The organism is Pengzhenrongella sicca, assembly GCF_017569225.1.
Classification (GTDB): domain Bacteria; phylum Actinomycetota; class Actinomycetes; order Actinomycetales; family Cellulomonadaceae; genus Pengzhenrongella; species Pengzhenrongella sicca.
In genome coordinates, this window is sequence record NZ_CP071868.1 from 88284 (window position 1) to 104244 (window position 15961).

Genomic DNA, 15961 nt, shown 5'->3' on the forward strand with positions numbered 1-15961 from the left:
TCCGCCCTCGGCCGCCTCCGCTTCGGCCGCCTCCGCTTCGGCCAGCTCAGCCGGCGGGGCTCAGGATTGCGACCAGGAAGTCCGACGTCGGCGCGAACGGGCGCAGGTCCCACGTCGAGAACGTGGCATCGACCACCAGGCCCGCGGCCGCGACGTCGGCGAAGAACACGGGGAACTCGTAGCCGCGGCCGGCCCCGAACCCGACGACGACCCGCCCGGTCGCGCCGACGTGCACGCCGAGCCGCCGCAGCACCTCCACCTCGGAGCCGGGGGCCAGGAAGGTCAGCACGTTCCCGGCGACGACGGCGATGTCGAACGGCTCTGGCACGCCCCGGGCGGGCAGGTCCAGCTCCGCCAGGTCGAAGACGAGCCAGTGGGACCCGGGGTGGTCGGCCTGCGCCGCCTCGATGAGCACGGGATCGACGTCGACGCCGACGACCGTGTGCCCGCGCGCGGCGAGCTCGGCCCCCACGCGGCCCGGGCCGCAGCCGCCGTCGAGCACGCGCGAGCCGCGCCCGATCATCGCGTCGATCATCCGCGCCTCGCCGGCGAGGTCGGCGCCGCCGGCGGCCATCCGCCGGAACCGCTCGACGTACCAGCGCGAGTGCTCGGGGTCGGCGGCCGCCTTGGCTTCCCATCGCGTCGTCTGTCGCATACCTCGAGTGTGCGCCACGAACCGGCCCGCCCCCGCATGCCCCCGCGCAGCGCGGCTCAGAGCCCGAGGAAGTCCCGCAGGTAGACGTCGACGTCGCGCAGGCTCGCCGCGTCGACGACGCCCGCTGCCCCGACGATCCGGGCGCGCGAGATGGTGCGCACCTGCTCCGTCATGGCCCAGCTCGGCCGGTCGAGCCCGTGCCGACCTCGCATCAGCACGTGGTTCGGCCAGCCACGGTCGACCGTCGTCAGCGGCAACACGACGGCGAGCGAGGTGATGGTCGCGAGATAGGCGTTCGACGCGACGATCAGGACCGGCCGCCGACCTGCCTGCTCGTGCCCGCGTCCGTCGAGCTCGGCCCATGCCACGGTTCCGCGGGTCAGGGCGGCTGCCGTCACGGGTGGAGGCCGTCGCTCGCCAGGTGATCCAGTGCGACCAGGTCCTCCTGGTAGGACGCGGCGAGCTCGGGTGCGGTCTGGCTCATGGCCGCGCGGATCGCCGCGAAGCGCTCCTCGCGCGTCCAGGCCTCGAGCAGCTCTTCGACGAAGCTGCCCGTGCTCACCCCCCGCTTACGCGCGTGTGCCGTCAGGCGGTCCCGCACTGCCGAGTCGATCTTGATGGTTGTCGCCGACATGCCGACAAGTCTACGCCGCGCGTCTACCGGCGGGGTATACCGGTGGTATGTCAGGTCGGGACCCCGCCGGCCGCCACGGCGTGCGCGTCGCGCGCCGCCGCGAGCACGTCCGTGATCTGCGTGCCGATCAGCTCGTGCCGATCCAGGAGCGCGTCGCGCAGCGCCTCGACCAGGTGCCGGTTGCGCGCGAGCAGGCCCAGCACGGCGTCCCGCGCGTCGTCGAGCACGCCCTCGAGCTGCGCGCGGCCGGCGGGGTCGCTCAGGACGGCGGCGACAAGCGTGGGGCCCGCAGCCTGGAACGACACGAGCGACCCGGTCATCCCGGCGGCCCCGACCATCTGCGCCGCGGTCCGGGTGGCCGCCGCGAGGTCGCTCGCGGGGCCGGTCGAGGTCTGCCCGACCAAGAGCTCCTCGGCCACGAGCCCGCCCATCGCGATCTGCACGAGCGCGCGCAGGTCGTACGCCGACTGCGTGTAGACCTCCTCGCAGTCGGTGTGCGCGAGCAGGCCGAGCGCGGAGCCGCGCTTGACGATCGTGAGCACCTCGAGCGTCCGGTTGGGCGCCACGAGCCAGGCGACGACGGCGTGGCCCGCCTCGTGCGTCGCGATGAGGCGCTGCTCGGCGTCCGTGTAGCGAACGGGCTGGCCGATGCCGACCATCTCGGTGATGCGGGCCCGCTCGATGTCCTCGAACGACATCTGCCCCGCGCCGCGCCGCAGCGCGTTGACCAGCCCCTCGTCGAGGAGGTGCTCGATCATCACGGGCGTCCACCCATTCGTCGCGGCGGCCACGCGGCCGCGCGCCTGGGGATCGTCGAGCCCGGCGTCGTGCGAGCGCCGGGCGAGGAAGTGGTCGACGAGCGCGCGGCGGCCGTGCGCGTCCGGCGCCGCGAACGTGAGCAGCCGGTCGAAGCGGCCGGGCCGCAGCAGGGCCGGGTCCAGCGAGTCCGCGCGGTTGGTCGCGGCGATGAGCAGGATCGGCGCCCGGACGGGCTTGCTCAGCGCGAGCTGGCGGTCCGCCGGCAGCAGCAGGTTGAGCTGCGCGACGAGCCGGTTGCGCACCCGGGCGAACCCGGCGAGCTCGTCGAACGACTGCATCTGCACGAGCAGCTCGTTGACGACCCCGCCGGTGCCCTCGCTGACGACGGCGTTCCGGATCACCCCGGGCGGACCGGCGTGCCGCAGTGCGCCGCCCGGCCCGCGGCTCGAGCTCCACCCGTCGGCGGCGAGGACTCCGCCGCGGCGCGTCCCGATCGCGTCGATCTCCTCGATGAACCCGATCGCGCCGCCCTCGGCGCGGGCCGCCTTGCGCAGGGCGACGAAGTACGCGCGTATCTTCTTGGCGGTCGCGCCGTAGTACATGGACTGGAAGGACGTCGCGGAGACGAACAGGAACGGGACGCCTGCCTCCGCCGCCATGGCCTTCGCCGTCATGGTCTTGCCGGTGCCGGGCGCACCCTCGAACAGCAGGCCGCGGCGCGGCGTGCCGCCCATCTGGTCGGCGAACCGGCGGTGCGTCTGGAACAGGTCGATCGACCGGCGCACGTCTTCGAGGATCGGGTCGATGCCGATGATGTCGTCGAGGGTGACGTCCATCTGCTCGGGCCGATAGGTCACGTGCGGCGAGCGACCCGTCATGACCTGCGAGCCGACGAGCAGGGCGAGCAGGGCGGCGAAGAAGACGATGGGCGTCACGACGAGCGGGTCGATCGCGGGCAGCGCCGGGAACTGCGCGTACCCCGCGAGCGGCATCGCGATGAGGTACACCTCGACCGCGATCACGACGCCCGCGACCCGGTACACGCGACGGCGGCGCATGCGCTCGCGGTCGAGGGCGATGTCGTGTCGGGTGTTGCGCGGCGGCAGCGGGCTGGTGTCCAGCACGGGCCCTCCCCTCCGGGCGTGGTGCCGGCGCCGCGATCGGCGCATCCCGCGAGCGCGCGATAGACGGACTGTAGCCACCGAGCGGACAAACCGGACGGACCGGGCGGGGTGAAAGCGCGACGTCACTCGCCCGCCGGCACCGCCCGGCCGGGTTCGTGAGTGACCGACCTCATAATGACGTGAGTGACAGACCTCACAATGGCCCGGCCCCTGACGATGGGTCGAGCATGGCTCAGGACCCGGGCGCCGCCGTCGCGACCGTCGGCGCGCCGGTACGGGCGGGTGCGGTCCCGCCGGCTGCGAGCCTGGACGAGGTCTGCGCCGCCAACCTGCTCGACGCCTCCGGTGAGGTCACGTTCTTCTTCAAGGATCTCGATGGCCGGTTCGTGCGGGTCAGCCGCGGCTGCGCCGAGCTGACCGGGCGGACGCCGGAGCAGATGATCGGGCTGACCGACGTCGACCTGACCGACGCGGCGCACGCGGCCGAGCTCCGCAGGGACGAGCAGCGCATCATCGCGACCGGCGAGCCGATGATCGATAAGCGGGAGGTCGACCGGTTGGCGAACGTCCAGGGAACCCTGGTCGAGACCAGCAAGTTCCCGCTGCGAGCCCCCGACGGCACGATCGTCGGGACGTTCGGCTACTCGCGCGACGTGACCCGGTGGGCGCTCGCCGAGCGGAAGGTTGCCGACCTGGCGCAGGCGTCGGCGGCGGCCCACGCGCGGCTGATGCTGGTCGAGGCGCAGCTGCGGGACGTCCTCAACAGCTCCTCCGACGCGATCGCCATGTATGACACCGCGCTGCGGTATCGGTACCTCAATCCCGCCGCGACGGCGCTGCACGGCGCTCCGATGGACGAGCTGATCGGCCGCACCGACCGCGAGATCGGGATGACCGAGGACGAGCTGGCCGTCTGGGAGCCTGTCCTGCGCCGGGTGCTCGCCGAGGGGGAACCCGCCGAGCTCACCTTCTCGGTGCTGGTCGCCGGCAGCGGCGCCCGCGGCTGGTTCCACGCGACGGTGTCGGCGAATCGCGACGCGGCCGGCGACGTCGTCGGCGTGCTGACCTCCGCGCGTGACATCAGCGAGATCCGCCGTGCCGAGCAGTCGCTCGTCCACCAGGCGAACCACGACCCGCTGACCGGGCTGGCGAACCGGCACCTGCTGATGGATCGGCTGCACGTCGCGCTCGCGGACCTGGAACGAACCCCGCAGCGGCTCACCCTGCTGTTCGTCGACCTCGACCACTTCAAGGACGTCAATGACCAGTACGGACACGAGGTGGGCGACCAGGTGCTCGTCGAGGTCGCGCGGCGGCTCGTGCTCGCGTGCCGCCAGGCGGACACGGTGGCGCGCCTCGGCGGAGACGAGTTCGTCGTGCTGTGCGACCACGGTGGCGGGAACGCTCGCGGCGACGAGGTCGCGGTGCGGATCGCGCGGGCGCTGATCGAGCCGATCGACGCGGGCGCGGTGACGCTGCGGCTGACGGCGAGCGTCGGCGTCGCCTGGACCGAGGACCCGGCGACGGGCGCCTCCGGCCTGCTCCGCGCCGCCGACTCGGCGATGTACGCGGCCAAGGAGCGGGGCCGGGACCGCTACGCGCTCGTCGAGGCGACGAGCACCCTCCCGCACTGAGCCACCCGCGTGCCGGCCCGAGCGCGGCTACTCGAGGTGGCGAACGGCCACGTCCTGACCGCCGCCGGCGAGTGGGTTCCGATGCCGCGCGGCGCGGGAGCGCTGGCGCCTAGAGATGATCTCGCCGAGCCGTCCGCCCGCACCCACGCCCTCCTGATCGACCTGCTACTCGAACCGGGCGGGGTCGCCCGCGCCGACCCGCACGACCTCGGGCATCCCGCCGGACCAGTCGACCACCGTGGACGGCTCCGAGCCGGTGTCGCCCGCGTCGATGACGGCGTCGAGCAGGTGGTCGAGCTCCTCGTTGACCCGCCAGCCCTGTGTCATCGGGGTGTCGGCGCCGGGGAGCAGGAGGGTGCTTGACAGGAGCGGCTCGCCGAGCTCCTTCAGCAGTGCCCGCACGACGGCGTTGTCCGGGATGCGCACGCCGACCGTCTTCTTCTTCGGGTGCGCGAGCCTGCGGGGCACCTCCTTCGTCGCGGGCAGGATGAACGTGTACGGGCCGGGCGTGCTTGCCTTGATCGCCCGGAACGGGGCGTTGTCGAGGTGCACCAGGTGGCCGAGCTGCGCGAAGTCGGCGCACACGAGCGTGAAGTGATGCTTGTCGTCGAGCTGCCGGATCGCGCGGATGCGATCGGCGCCGGTGTGGCTGTCCAGGACGCACCCGAGCGCGTACCCGGAGTCCGTCGGGTAGGCGATCAGCGCGTCGTCGCGCAGCATCGCGACGACCTGCGCGATCGACCGGGGCTGCGGGTCCTGCGGGTGAACCTCGAAGTACGTGGCCATGTGCTCAGCCTAGGCGCGGTCCGGGTCCCGCACCGCGTCGCCGCCCGCCCGCGTGGCAGGCTGGCTATATGGCCGTCACCCTGCACCCCCTGGATGCCGACCGGCTCGCCGGCTGGCTCCTGCGGATCCGGGACGAGTACGCCGCCGACCTCGTCACGGCCGGCCAGCCCCGAGCCCAGGCCCTCCAGGCGGCGGACGAGAGCAACGCCCGCTGGTTCCCCGCGGGCGCGCCGACGGCCGGTCACGTGGTGTTCGACGTGGTCGACGACGCCGGCGAGCGCGCGGGCTACCTGTGGATCGGGCCGGACGCCAGCAACGACCGGGCCGCGTGGTGGGTCTGGGACATCTCGATCGATCCGGGCCGGCGGGGGCAGGGGCTCGGGCGGGCGACCTTGCTCCGCGGGCTGGCCTACGCCCGCGACCAGGGCGCGCGGTCGATCGGACTCCGCGTCTTCGAGTTCAACGCGGCCGCCCGCGGGCTCTACGAGTCCCTCGGCTTCGAGCCGACGTCGACCGGATCGGGTTCGATCAGGATGCGCAAGGACCTGGTCTGAGTCGCCGCCGGACGCGGCCCCGGCGCGGTTCGGCTGCCGCTCCCAGCCGGCCTTGACTTCGAGCGCACTCGAAGGCGCAGGCTCGCCTGCATGACGACGACCTCGATCCACGCCCGCACCCCCACCCGCACCCTCGGCAGCGCCGCGAACGGCACGGCCCTGCAGGTCAGCGCCCTCGGCCTCGGCTGCATGGGCATGTCGGACTTCTACGGTCAGTCCAGCGCCGCGGGCTCCGCGGCCGAGACCGACGCGATCGCGACGATCCGCCGCGCGCTCGACCTCGGCGTGACGTTCCTCGACACCGCGGACATGTATGGGCCGTTCACCAACGAGACGCTGGTCGGCAAGGCGATCGCGGGCCGGCGCGACGAGGTCGTGCTCGCGACCAAGTTCGGGATCGACCGCGATCCCGCCTCGGGCGCCCGCCGCGGCGTCAACGGCCGGCCCGAGTACGTGCGCCGGGCCGCCGACGCGAGCCTGCAGCGCCTCGGGGTCGACCACATCGACCTGTACTACCAGCACCGCGTCGACCCGAACGTGCCGATCGAGGACACGGTGGGGGCGATGGCCGAGCTGGTCGCGGCCGGCAAGGTGCGCCACCTCGGCCTGTCGGAGGCGGGCGCCGCGACGATCCGCCGCGCCCACGCCACCGCCCCGATCACCGCGCTCGAGACCGAGTACTCGCTGTGGAGCCGCGACGTCGAGGGCGAGATCCTGCCCGTCCTGCGCGAGCTCGGGATCGGCCTCGTGCCGTACTCGCCGCTCGGCCGCGGGTTCCTCACCGGCACGATCACGTCGGCGAGTGCGCTCGCCCCGGACGACTTCCGGCGCTCCAACCCGCGGTTCCAGGGCGACGCGTTCGACGCCAACCTCGCGCTCGTCGCGCGGGTCCGCGAGCTCGCCGCCGCGAAGGGGATCACCGCCGGCCAGCTCGCGCTCGCGTGGGTGCTCGCCCAGGGCGACGACGTCGTCCCGATCCCGGGCACGAAGCGCATCGCCTACCTCGAGGAGAACGCGGCGTCGGCCGCCGTGCGCCTGAGCGCCGAGGACCTCGCCGCGCTGGACGCCGCGATCCCGGCGAGCGCCGTCGTCGGCGATCGGTATGGCGACATGAGCTCGATCGGGCGCTGATCGAGCGCCGGGGCTTGACTCCGAGCGCCCTGCGGGAGCGAGGCTCAGGGATGTCCGTCGCGATCGATACCCCGCCGCTGTCCATCGCCGCCGCCGCGGCCGCGTCGGGGCTGACCGCCCACACGCTGCGGTACTACGAACGCGACGGCCTCATGCTCGACGCCGTGGACCGGTCCCCGTCGGGCCACCGTCGGTACGCCGCGGCCGACCTGAGGTGGATCCGGATGCTCACGCGGCTGCGCTCGACGGGCATGCCGATCCGGGAGCTGCGCGAGTACGCCGCGCTCGTGCGCGCCGGCGACGGGAACGAGGCGGACCGGCTCGCGCTGCTCCGGGCGCACCGGGACCGGGTGCTGGCCCAGCTCGCCGAGGTCCGCGAGAACCTCGACGCGATCGAGCGCAAGCTCAGTCTGTACGAGTCCCGCCTGCCCGGCTGACGCCGTCCGCCGACGGCGAACTCGGGGCATGCGGGGCCGTCCCCGCTCGTTGTGGTCGCTATGGAGGAGGCGATGGATGCGTACTCGCGCATCGTGACGAGCGTCGCGGCCGCGCTGCGGCCGAGCGTGCTGTCGGTGCTGGTGCGGACCGGCGGCGGCAGCGGGGCCGGATCCGCCGTCGCCTTCACCACTGACGGGCTGCTGCTGACGAGCGCGCACGTCGTCGAGGGTGCTCGCGGCGGCGAGGTCGTGGCGGCTGACGGCGAGCAGGCGCCGTTCGCCGTGGTCGGCGCCGACCGGCTCTCGGACCTCGCCGTGCTGCGCACCGGAACCGCGATCGCGCCGTCGGCCGAGCTCGGCGACGCCGACACGTTGCAGGTCGGGCAGCTCGTCGTCGCGGTGGGCAACCCGCTGGGCCTCGCGGGATCGGTGACCGCCGGCGTGGTCAGCGCTCTTGGCCGGTCGCTGCCCGTGCGCACCGCGCGCGGGGCGCACTCGATCGACGACGTGATCCAGACCGACGCGGCCCTGAACCCCGGCAACAGCGGCGGGGCCCTCGGCGACGCACGCGCGCGCGTCGTCGGGGTCAACACTGCCGTCGCGGGGATCGGGCTCGGCCTGGCCGTGCCCGTGAACGCGACGACCCGCCGGATCCTGGCCGAGCTGGTCGCCTCCGGGCGGGTGCGCCGGGGCTGGCTCGGCGTCGGCGGCGTGAGCGTCGCCGTCCCGCCGGCGCTCGCCGAGCGGCTCGGGCGGACCACGGGCCTGCTCGTGTCGGAGGTCGTGCGGGGCAGCCCCGCCGCCGCCGCTGGCCTGTACCTCGGCGACGTCGTGATCGCGTCGGGGGACACCCCGGTCGCGTCGGCGCAGGACCTGCAGCGTCTCATGCTCGGCGCGTCGCCCGGCGCGCGCCTGCCGGTGACGGTCTTTCGTCGCGGCGCGCTGGTCGACGTGGTCGTCGACCTGGCCGACCGCGCGGCGTGACGCGGTCGGCCGGCTGGCGCGAGCGGGGTGTAGCGGGGTCGAGCGGGGTCGAGCGGGTCTAGCGGTTGAACGTGGCCGGGTCGGGGCCCGTCCGGCCGTCCGACTCGAGGGAGTCGATCCGCGCGAGCTCGTCGTCGGTCAGCTCGAAGCTCATCGCGTCGAGGTTCTCGGCGATGCGCGCCGGCGTGACCGACTTCGGGATGACGATCCGGTCCTGCTGCAGGTGCCAGCGCAGCACGACCTGCGCCGGCGTCCGGTCGGCGCGGGCCGCGATCGAGGTGATGATCGGGTCGGCCAGGACGGTCCCCTTCGCGAGCGGGCTCCAGGCCTCCGTCCGGATGCCGTGCTCGTGGTTGAAGTCCTGGATGGACCGCTGCTGGAGCGCCGGGTGGACTTCGATCTGGTTGACGGCGGGCACGGTGCCGCCGGCGTCGATGATCCGCTGGAGGTGCTCGGGCAGGAAGTTGGAGACGCCGATCGCGCGGACACGACCGTCGGCGTACAGCTTCTCGAACGCGCGCCACGTCTCGAGGTAGCTGTCGCGCGCCGGTGACGGCCAGTGGATCAGGTACATGTCGAGGTACTCGAGGCCCAGCTTGGCGAGGCTCGCGTCGAACGCGGCCAGGGTGGTGTCATACCCCTGCTCGGCGTTCCACAGCTTCGTCGTGATGAACAGCTCGGACCGTTCGAGCTCGGACTCGGCGAGCGCGCGGCCGGTGCCCGCCTCGTTGCCGTACACGGCGGCCGTGTCGATGCTGCGGTAGCCGACCTGCAGCGCGGTGGTGACCGCGGCGGTCGTCTCGGCGTCGGGGACCTGGAAGACGCCGAACCCGAGCTGTGGGATCTCGACGCCGTTGTTCAGGGTGACGGTGGGAATGGTGATCGGCACTGGTGTCCTTCGGTCGCGGGTGTGGGCGGGCGTCGTCGGGCCGCGGGTGCGAGGCCGCGGCGGGCGCCGACCTCCAGTGTCTCAACGGATGGGCAAGACCGCGCGGCGCCGACTGTGGGTCACCCGCCAGCGCGACGGCTAGCTGGTCGTGAGGGGCGGCGCGGTGACCTTGGCCACGAGCGCGGCGGGCAGGGCGGCGTAGTGGTGCGGAGTCGCCGCGAACTCGCCGCGCCCGCCGGTGAGGGAGCGCAGCTCGAGCACGTACCGGGTCAGCTCCGCCTCGGGCACCATCGCCTCGATCACCTGCCGGCCGTCGGCGGTCGCCGACGTGCTGAGGATCCGGCCCCGGCGGGCCGAGAGGTCGCCGAGCACGTCGCCCTGGAAGCCGACCGGAACGGTGACCGTGAGGCTCGCGACCGGCTCGAGCACGACCGTGCCGGCGGTGCGGAGCGCCTCGCGCAGCCCGTGCGCCCCCGCGGTGCGGAACGCCATGTCGGAGGAGTCGACCGAGTGGTACTTGCCGTCGTAGACCTCGACCCGCACGTCGACGACTGGGAAGCCGTGCAGCCCGCCGGCGTCCATCGCCTCGGTCACCCCGCGCTCGACGGCGGGGATGTAGTTGCGGGGGATCGCGCCCCCGACGACGGAGTCCACGAACTCGCTGCCCCGGCCGAGCTCGGCCGGGCTGATCCGCAGCTGCGTCACGGCGTACTGACCGTGCCCGCCGGACTGCTTCTTGACCTTGCCCTCGACGTCGGCCGGCCCGGCGATCGTCTCGCGGAACCCGATCGCGATCGGCTCGGTCTCGACGTTGACGCCGAACTTGCGGGCGAGCCGCTCGAGCGCGACGGCGACGTGCGTGTCGCCGATGCCGCGCAGCACGGTCTGCGACGGCTGCGCGGTGCGCTCGACGACGAGCGACGGGTCCTCGGCGCACAGGCGCGCCAGCGCGCCCGACAGCTTGTCGTCGTCGGCCTGGGTCAGCGGCCGCAGCGCCAGCCCGTAGGGGGTCGAGCGCGGCGCCGGGCCGGCGACGAGCACGGGGGTGCTGCGTAGCGCGAGGGCCGAGCCGGTCGGGCTCGCGGCGAGCTTGGCGACCGCCGCGATGTCGCCGGCGACGACGACGTCGGCCGGCAGGTGGTCCTTGCCGCGCGGGTAGAACAGGCCGTGCAGGCGCTCGTCGGCCTGGGTCGTGGTGTTGACCAGGTGGTCCTCGGCCCGGATCGTCCCGGACAGGACCTTGAACAGACAGACCTGGCCGACGAACGGGTCGACGACGGTGCGGAACACGTACGCGAGCGGGTCGCCCGCCGGGTCAGCGGTCACCGGGATCGCCGCATCGCCGACCCGGACGGTCGTGGCCCGATCGGCCGGCGACGGCCCGATCTCGCAGATGAAGTCCGCCAGCCGGTCGACCCCGACCCCGGTCGCGGCCGAGCCGACGAGCACGGGAAACTCCAGGCCGTCGCGCACCTCGTGGGCGAGCGCGCGCTCGAGGTCGGCCGCGCTCGGGGTCTCGCCGGCCAGGTAGCGCTCGAGCTGCTCGTCGTCGCCCGCGACGATCTCCTCCGCGAGCTCGGCGTGCAGGCGTTCCTCCTCCGCCTCGACCGCCGTCGGGATGCCGGCGCTGTGCTGGTGCCCGTCCGCGTCGTACGCGTAGCCGCGGCCGGAGAGCACGTCCGCGACCCCGCGGAACGACTCCTCCTCGCCCAACGGCAGCTCGAGCGGCGCGAAGCCCGGCCCGAAGGTCACCCGCAGCTGCTCGAGCACGCGCCGGAAGTCCGCGCGCGCCTTGTCCTCCTTGGTCACGAACACCATGCGCGGCAGCCCGGCCGCGACGCACTGCGCCCACACGGCCTCGGTGCCCACCTCGACGCCGTCGACCGCGCTGACGACGAGCACCGCGAGGTCGGCGACCGACAGGGCGGCGTCGACCCCGGCCGCGAAGTCGGCGTAGCCGGGGGTGTCGATGAGGTTGACCTTGTACGTCTCGCCGTCGGTCGCCGTCCACTCGAAGGGCGCGACGGCGAGCGAGATCGAGATGGCGTGCTTGATCTCCTCCGCCTCGAAGTCGCAGACCGTCGATCCGTCCTCGACCCGGCCGGCGCGCGTGATCACGCCGGCGCGCAGCAGCAGCGCCTCGGCGAGCGTGGTCTTGCCGCTCCCGCTATGGCCCACGAGGGCCACGTTGCGGATCCTGGGCGTCGTTGCCGCGATCATCGGGTCTCCTTCGTCGGAGGTGTCCTCGCGCCTCATGCTAGTGAACCGGCGGCTGCAACTGGGCGCGAACGCCCGACGGGGTAGCGCCTGGTCGGCACTACCCCGTCGGGACCACTCGCCGCGTCAGGCGGCCTCGACCGCCGTCAGCGGACGGCCCGCAGCGCGTTGACGATGCCCGTGCCGTAGATCGAGTTCTTCCACACGTTCCCCACGCAGGGCGCGTCGTAGCTCGCGTCGCGGCCCTCCGCCGCGTAGGTGACCACGGGCGCGGGGCAGGCGACGTCGGTCGCCGTCTGCCGGAGGACCTTCTCCACCGCGACGGGGTCCATGGTGCGGCCGCCGTGGACCCGGTCCCGCTTGCCGTCCTTGCTGACGATCAGCGCGGCGACCCCGACGGCGTGCGGCGCCGCCATGGAGGTGCCCTGGATCAGCTGGTAGTAGGCGCAGCTGTCGATGCCCGCCGCCGAGCACTCGGCGACCACGAAGTCCGACAGCGACTCGCCCGTGACCGGGTCGACCTCGCCGTTGGCGATCGCGAGCGCCTTCGGGTACGGCCCGAGGATCAGGTTCCCCGGCGTGGAGAACTTGTTCGTGCCGACGTAGTCGCGGTAGAACCCGCCGGGGGCGGAGATGTCGTTCTGCTCGAGCCCGTGGTTGGAGAAGTCGGACTTCTTGCCGCTCGGGCCGACCGACGAGACGGAGATGACCCCGTTCGCCTCGGTCGGCATGTCGAGGCAGTCGTTGGTCACGGTCCGCGTCTTCTCGGTGCCGGGCGGGAAGTCCGGGCTGCTCTCGTCCGTCTTGACCGCCAGGCCGAGGTCGGTGTTGTCGTTGCCGAGCGCCGAGATCAGGGTGACTCCGTGGCCCCGCGCGTAGTCGAGCGCCCGCTGGGTCGCGTCGATGATGGTCGCCTGCTCGAGCTGCTCCGCGGCTGAGTCGGCCGGGTTCGCGCGGCAGTTGAACAGCCACGGGTCGATGTAGAAGCTCATGTTGACGACGTCGATCCCGTTGTCGCCGGCGTACGTCAGCGCGTCGACCGTCGCGGCGAGAAAGAAGTAGCCCGAGTCCTGGCCGGCGCGCAGGTTGACCAGCGACACGTTCGGCGCGACGCCGGCCATGCCGAGGCCGTTGATCGGCGCGGCGATCGTGCCGGCGACGTGCGTGCCGTGGCCGTCCTCGTCGACGTCGGCCGCGTCCTCGCAGGACTGGTCGGCCTCCTCGGCGCAGGGGCCGTCGATGAGCTCGATGTCGGTGGTGAAGTTGCGGCTCAGCGCGCTGTTGAAGTTCGGGGCGATGTCAGGGTGGCTGCCGTCGATGCCCGTGTCGATCACCCCGACCAGGACATCCTTGCGGCCGGGCTGCTTGACGTACGAACCGGTGGCGGTCGCCCCGATCATCTTCATGTCCCACTGGTACCCGGCGAGCGGCTCGGGGGTGACCGGGCCGTGCCCCTTCCCGGGGCCCTTGCCCGGGCCGTGACCCGGGCTGCGGCCGTCGGTGCGCAGCAGGGCGGAGCTGCGCGCGGCGGCGTCGGGGTTGCGGCCCTCCTTCTCGACGGCGTCCCGGCTGGCCGCGACGTCCTGCGGCGCCGAGCCGACCGGCCGGTCGCGCGCGACGCCCGCGACCGCGGGCTCCGCCGAGACCGTCGCGGCGAAGGACTCGGCGGACGACGCCGCCGTGACGAGCCCGATCGCGCGGTTGACCCGGTCGACCGTCCCGCCGGCCGCCTGCACCGCCGCGATCGCGCCGTCGACGGCGGCGGCGTCGTCGGCGAGGACGACGTAGGTCGAGGTGTCGGTCGCGTCGGCGGCTGCGCCTGCCGCCGCGCCGGGGGTGGCCTGGGCCGCGGTCGAGGTGCTGACGAGGGCGGCCGCGAGCGCGGCGATGCCCACGAGTGCGACCGATCTGCGAGTTCTGACCATTGCGTTGTGCTCCATAGGCTCGATGGAGTAGGTCAGGCGGGCGGCCGCGGCCGATCCCTCCTGCCCCGTAGACCTGAGCCAGTGTGCCGTAGATCACCCACGATGGGCGGTTTGACGGGAGTCCGATTGCGAATGGTTTCGGGTCGTTCGGGGGATTTCAGGCCCCGGTGGCGAACCCGGCGCTGAACGAGCCCGAGGTCAGCACGTCGAGCCAGGCCCGCGGTCCGGCGATCGTGCAGCGCAGCGCCGCCACGCGGGCGGCGGCGTCGAGCGCGCGGCGCAGGTCGGCGCCCTCGTCGTCGACCGGGCGCTGGATGACGAACCAGGCGAACGCGCCGTGGAACACGTCGCCCGCCCCGAGCGTGTCGACGGCCGCGATGCGCGGGACCGGGATCGACCCGTGCGCGGCCGGGCCGGCCGCCGTCGGCCGCCACCACTGCACCGCGTCACCGCCGTGCGTCGTGGCCACGCTGCCGACGCCGGCCTCGAGCAGCGCGATCGCGCTCGCGGGGACGTCGGTCGTCCCGGGCGCGCGGAAGTCGGCGGAGCAGACGGCGACGTCGACGGCACGCAGGAGCCGGGCCATGGCCGGGCGCCAACGCCCGGCGTCGAGCACGACCAGGGGCGCGTCGCCGGCCGGTGCGGCCGCGGCGACCGCGACGGCCGCCGCGGCCAGGCGCGCGTGGTGACCGTCGAGCAGCACGACGTCGGCTCCGGCGAGGTGCCGGGCGAGGTCGGGGGGTCCGGCGACGTCGTGCGCGGCGGCGTCGCGCGAGACGACGGCGCGGTCGCCCGTCGCGTCCGTCACGGCCACGGCGGAGATGGCGGGCGGCGTCGTCGCGTCCGGCGTCACGTCGACCACCTCGACCCCGCGCGCCTCGAGCTCGGCGCGGATCACGCGGGCGACCGGGTCGGTGCCCAGCGCCGTGACCAGTCGGGCCCGGCCGCCGAGGGCAGCGAAGGTCACCGCCGCGTTGGCCGCCGGGCCACCCGCCGCGACGTCCTGGCGCAGCGCCGTGACCTTCTCGTTCGCGCCCGGCGGGCGCTCGACGCGGTGCACGACGTCGAGGGTCGCGAGGCCGACGAAGACCCCGAGCGGGCGCCGTGCGCCACTCTCGTCGTCGTCGACCACCGCGACCCCTTCCGTGCTGCCGGCCGAGCCTGCCGGGTCAAGCCTGCCGGATCACCGGCAGCGAATCAGCTTGCGTCGAGGATGTCCACCACGAACACGAGCGTCGAGTTGGCCGGGATGGAGCCCTGCTCGGTCTCGCCGTAGCCCTTGTCCGGCGGGACGACGAGCAGCACCTGGCTGCCGACCGTCTGCCCGACGAGGCCCTCGTCCCAGCCCGGGATGACCGCCCCGGTGCCGATCGAGGTCGTGAACGGGGCGCCGTTCTCCCAGGACGAGTCGAACACCGTCCCGTCCCACAGTGCGCCGGTGTACTGGAACGTCACGGTCTGACCAGCGGTGACCGCGGCGCCGGCGCCCTTGATGAGCGGCTGCACGACGAGCGCGGTCGGCGCCTCGCCGGTGGCCGCGGTGATCGTCGGCGCGCCGTCGTCGCCGAGCGCGACGGTCGGCAGGCCGGCCACGGGGGCGACGGCCTCGCCCTCGGCGCGGTTGGGGATGTCCTTCGCTGCGGAGACCTCGACGGCCATGACGGTCGTGGGGGTCTCGGCGGCATCCGCCGTCGCGGCCGTGCCGGGGATCGCGAGCAGGATCCGGGTGCCGACCTTCTGGCCCGTCAGGACGGTGTTCAGCGCGGTGATGAGGGAGGCGTCCCCGAGCGTGATGTGGTCCGCCGCGGCGCCGTAGGTTGTGCCCTGGGTCGAGCCGTCGGCGCCGGAGACCGCGATGTAGTTCATGGTGAGGATCTGGCCCTCGGCGAGATCGGCGCCGGTGCCCTCGCTCGTGACCCGCGCCGTCGGCACGGAGACCGTGAGCGGCTGCGTGAACGTCAGCGTCGGCTCGGCGCCCGCGTCGCCCGCGACCTCGACGCCCTCGAGCGCTGCGACGTCGGCCGCCGTCGGCTCCTCGGACGCGGCCGCGTCCTCGGTGTCGCTCGACGCGCTCGGCGAGGCCGTGCCGTCGGAGTCGCCGGAGCACGCCGCGAGCGAGCCGAACAGCAGGAGCGAGACCACGGAGGCAGCCACCGTGACACGAGTAGATCGACGCAAGATAGGCCCTTCATCGGTTGGCGGCCGTCGGGGATCGGTGCGAAACGCGGTGCG

Annotated in this window: 15 protein-coding genes; 5 read left to right on the forward strand and 10 right to left on the reverse strand. The window is 73.7% G+C overall.

The window, feature by feature from the left end:
• Positions 1 to 46 precede the first annotated feature (46 nt).
• From J4E96_RS00370 to J4E96_RS00385, 4 genes are read right to left on the reverse strand one after another with little or no spacing between them, the layout of a single operon-like run.
• The gene (locus tag J4E96_RS00370) at positions 47 to 655 is read right to left on the reverse strand and encodes a class I SAM-dependent methyltransferase (protein ID WP_227423855.1); all 609 of its coding nucleotides are present in this window, start codon (positions 653 to 655) and stop codon (positions 47 to 49) included.
• A gap of 56 nt (positions 656 to 711) precedes the next feature.
• Positions 712 to 1053, reverse strand: a complete 342-nt coding sequence (locus tag J4E96_RS00375; RefSeq protein ID WP_227423856.1) for a type II toxin-antitoxin system PemK/MazF family toxin — start codon at positions 1051 to 1053, stop codon at positions 712 to 714.
• On the reverse strand, positions 1050 to 1289 hold the full coding sequence (locus J4E96_RS00380) for a ribbon-helix-helix protein, CopG family (RefSeq protein WP_227423857.1): 240 nt from the start codon (positions 1287 to 1289) through the stop codon (positions 1050 to 1052). Before J4E96_RS00380 ends, J4E96_RS00375 begins: the two co-directional genes overlap by 4 nt.
• Positions 1290 to 1339: 50 nt before the next feature.
• Positions 1340 to 3106, reverse strand: coding sequence for an AAA family ATPase (locus J4E96_RS00385; RefSeq protein WP_406620441.1), 1767 nt, complete (start codon positions 3104 to 3106; stop codon positions 1340 to 1342).
• A gap of 293 nt (positions 3107 to 3399) precedes the next feature.
• On the opposite strand from J4E96_RS00385, the gene J4E96_RS00390 reads away from it, so the two are divergent.
• A complete protein-coding gene (locus tag J4E96_RS00390; protein ID WP_227423859.1) occupies positions 3400 to 4806 on the forward strand; it encodes a sensor domain-containing protein in 1407 nt (468 codons plus the stop codon).
• Between the two features lie 165 nt (positions 4807 to 4971).
• Here J4E96_RS00390 and J4E96_RS00395 read toward each other — a convergent pair whose 3' ends face one another.
• Positions 4972 to 5592 carry an L-threonylcarbamoyladenylate synthase gene (locus J4E96_RS00395; protein ID WP_227423860.1) on the reverse strand — a complete coding sequence of 207 codons (621 nt, stop codon included), beginning with the start codon at positions 5590 to 5592 and terminating at the stop codon, positions 4972 to 4974.
• A 68-nt stretch (positions 5593 to 5660) separates the two neighbouring features.
• Between J4E96_RS00395 and J4E96_RS00400 the strand changes: the two genes are divergently transcribed.
• The 4 genes from J4E96_RS00400 to J4E96_RS00415 all read left to right on the forward strand — a co-directional run bounded on the left by J4E96_RS00400 (position 5661) and on the right by J4E96_RS00415 (position 8698).
• Positions 5661 to 6146, forward strand: coding sequence for a GNAT family N-acetyltransferase (locus tag J4E96_RS00400; RefSeq protein ID WP_227423861.1), 486 nt, complete (start codon positions 5661 to 5663; stop codon positions 6144 to 6146).
• Positions 6147 to 6236: 90 nt separating this feature from the next.
• On the forward strand, positions 6237 to 7277 hold the full coding sequence (locus J4E96_RS00405; RefSeq protein WP_227423862.1) for an aldo/keto reductase: 1041 nt from the start codon (positions 6237 to 6239) through the stop codon (positions 7275 to 7277).
• A 50-nt stretch (positions 7278 to 7327) separates the two neighbouring features.
• A complete protein-coding gene (locus J4E96_RS00410; protein WP_227423863.1) occupies positions 7328 to 7714 on the forward strand; it encodes a MerR family transcriptional regulator in 387 nt (128 codons plus the stop codon).
• Positions 7715 to 7786: 72 nt separating this feature from the next.
• Positions 7787 to 8698, forward strand: coding sequence for a S1C family serine protease (locus tag J4E96_RS00415; protein ID WP_227423864.1), 912 nt, complete (start codon positions 7787 to 7789; stop codon positions 8696 to 8698).
• 58 nt (positions 8699 to 8756) lie between these two features.
• On the opposite strand, the gene J4E96_RS00420 is transcribed toward J4E96_RS00415, so the two are convergent.
• The 5 genes from J4E96_RS00420 to J4E96_RS00440 all read right to left on the reverse strand — a co-directional run bounded on the left by J4E96_RS00420 (position 8757) and on the right by J4E96_RS00440 (position 15883).
• Entirely contained in the window at positions 8757 to 9581 is an 825-nt protein-coding gene (locus tag J4E96_RS00420) for an aldo/keto reductase (RefSeq protein WP_406620442.1), read from the reverse strand.
• Positions 9582 to 9725: 144 nt separating this feature from the next.
• Positions 9726 to 11807, reverse strand: coding sequence for an elongation factor G (locus tag J4E96_RS00425; protein ID WP_227423866.1), 2082 nt, complete (start codon positions 11805 to 11807; stop codon positions 9726 to 9728).
• 143 nt (positions 11808 to 11950) lie between these two features.
• On the reverse strand, positions 11951 to 13729 hold the full coding sequence (locus J4E96_RS00430; RefSeq protein WP_227423867.1) for a S8 family peptidase: 1779 nt from the start codon (positions 13727 to 13729) through the stop codon (positions 11951 to 11953).
• A 157-nt stretch (positions 13730 to 13886) separates the two neighbouring features.
• On the reverse strand, positions 13887 to 14861 hold the full coding sequence (locus J4E96_RS00435; RefSeq protein ID WP_227423868.1) for a PfkB family carbohydrate kinase: 975 nt from the start codon (positions 14859 to 14861) through the stop codon (positions 13887 to 13889).
• Positions 14862 to 14926: 65 nt separating this feature from the next.
• Positions 14927 to 15883: an FKBP-type peptidyl-prolyl cis-trans isomerase gene (locus tag J4E96_RS00440; protein ID WP_227423869.1), complete on the reverse strand. Its 957-nt coding sequence runs from the start codon at positions 15881 to 15883 to the stop codon at positions 14927 to 14929.
• Positions 15884 to 15961: the final 78 nt, after the last annotated feature.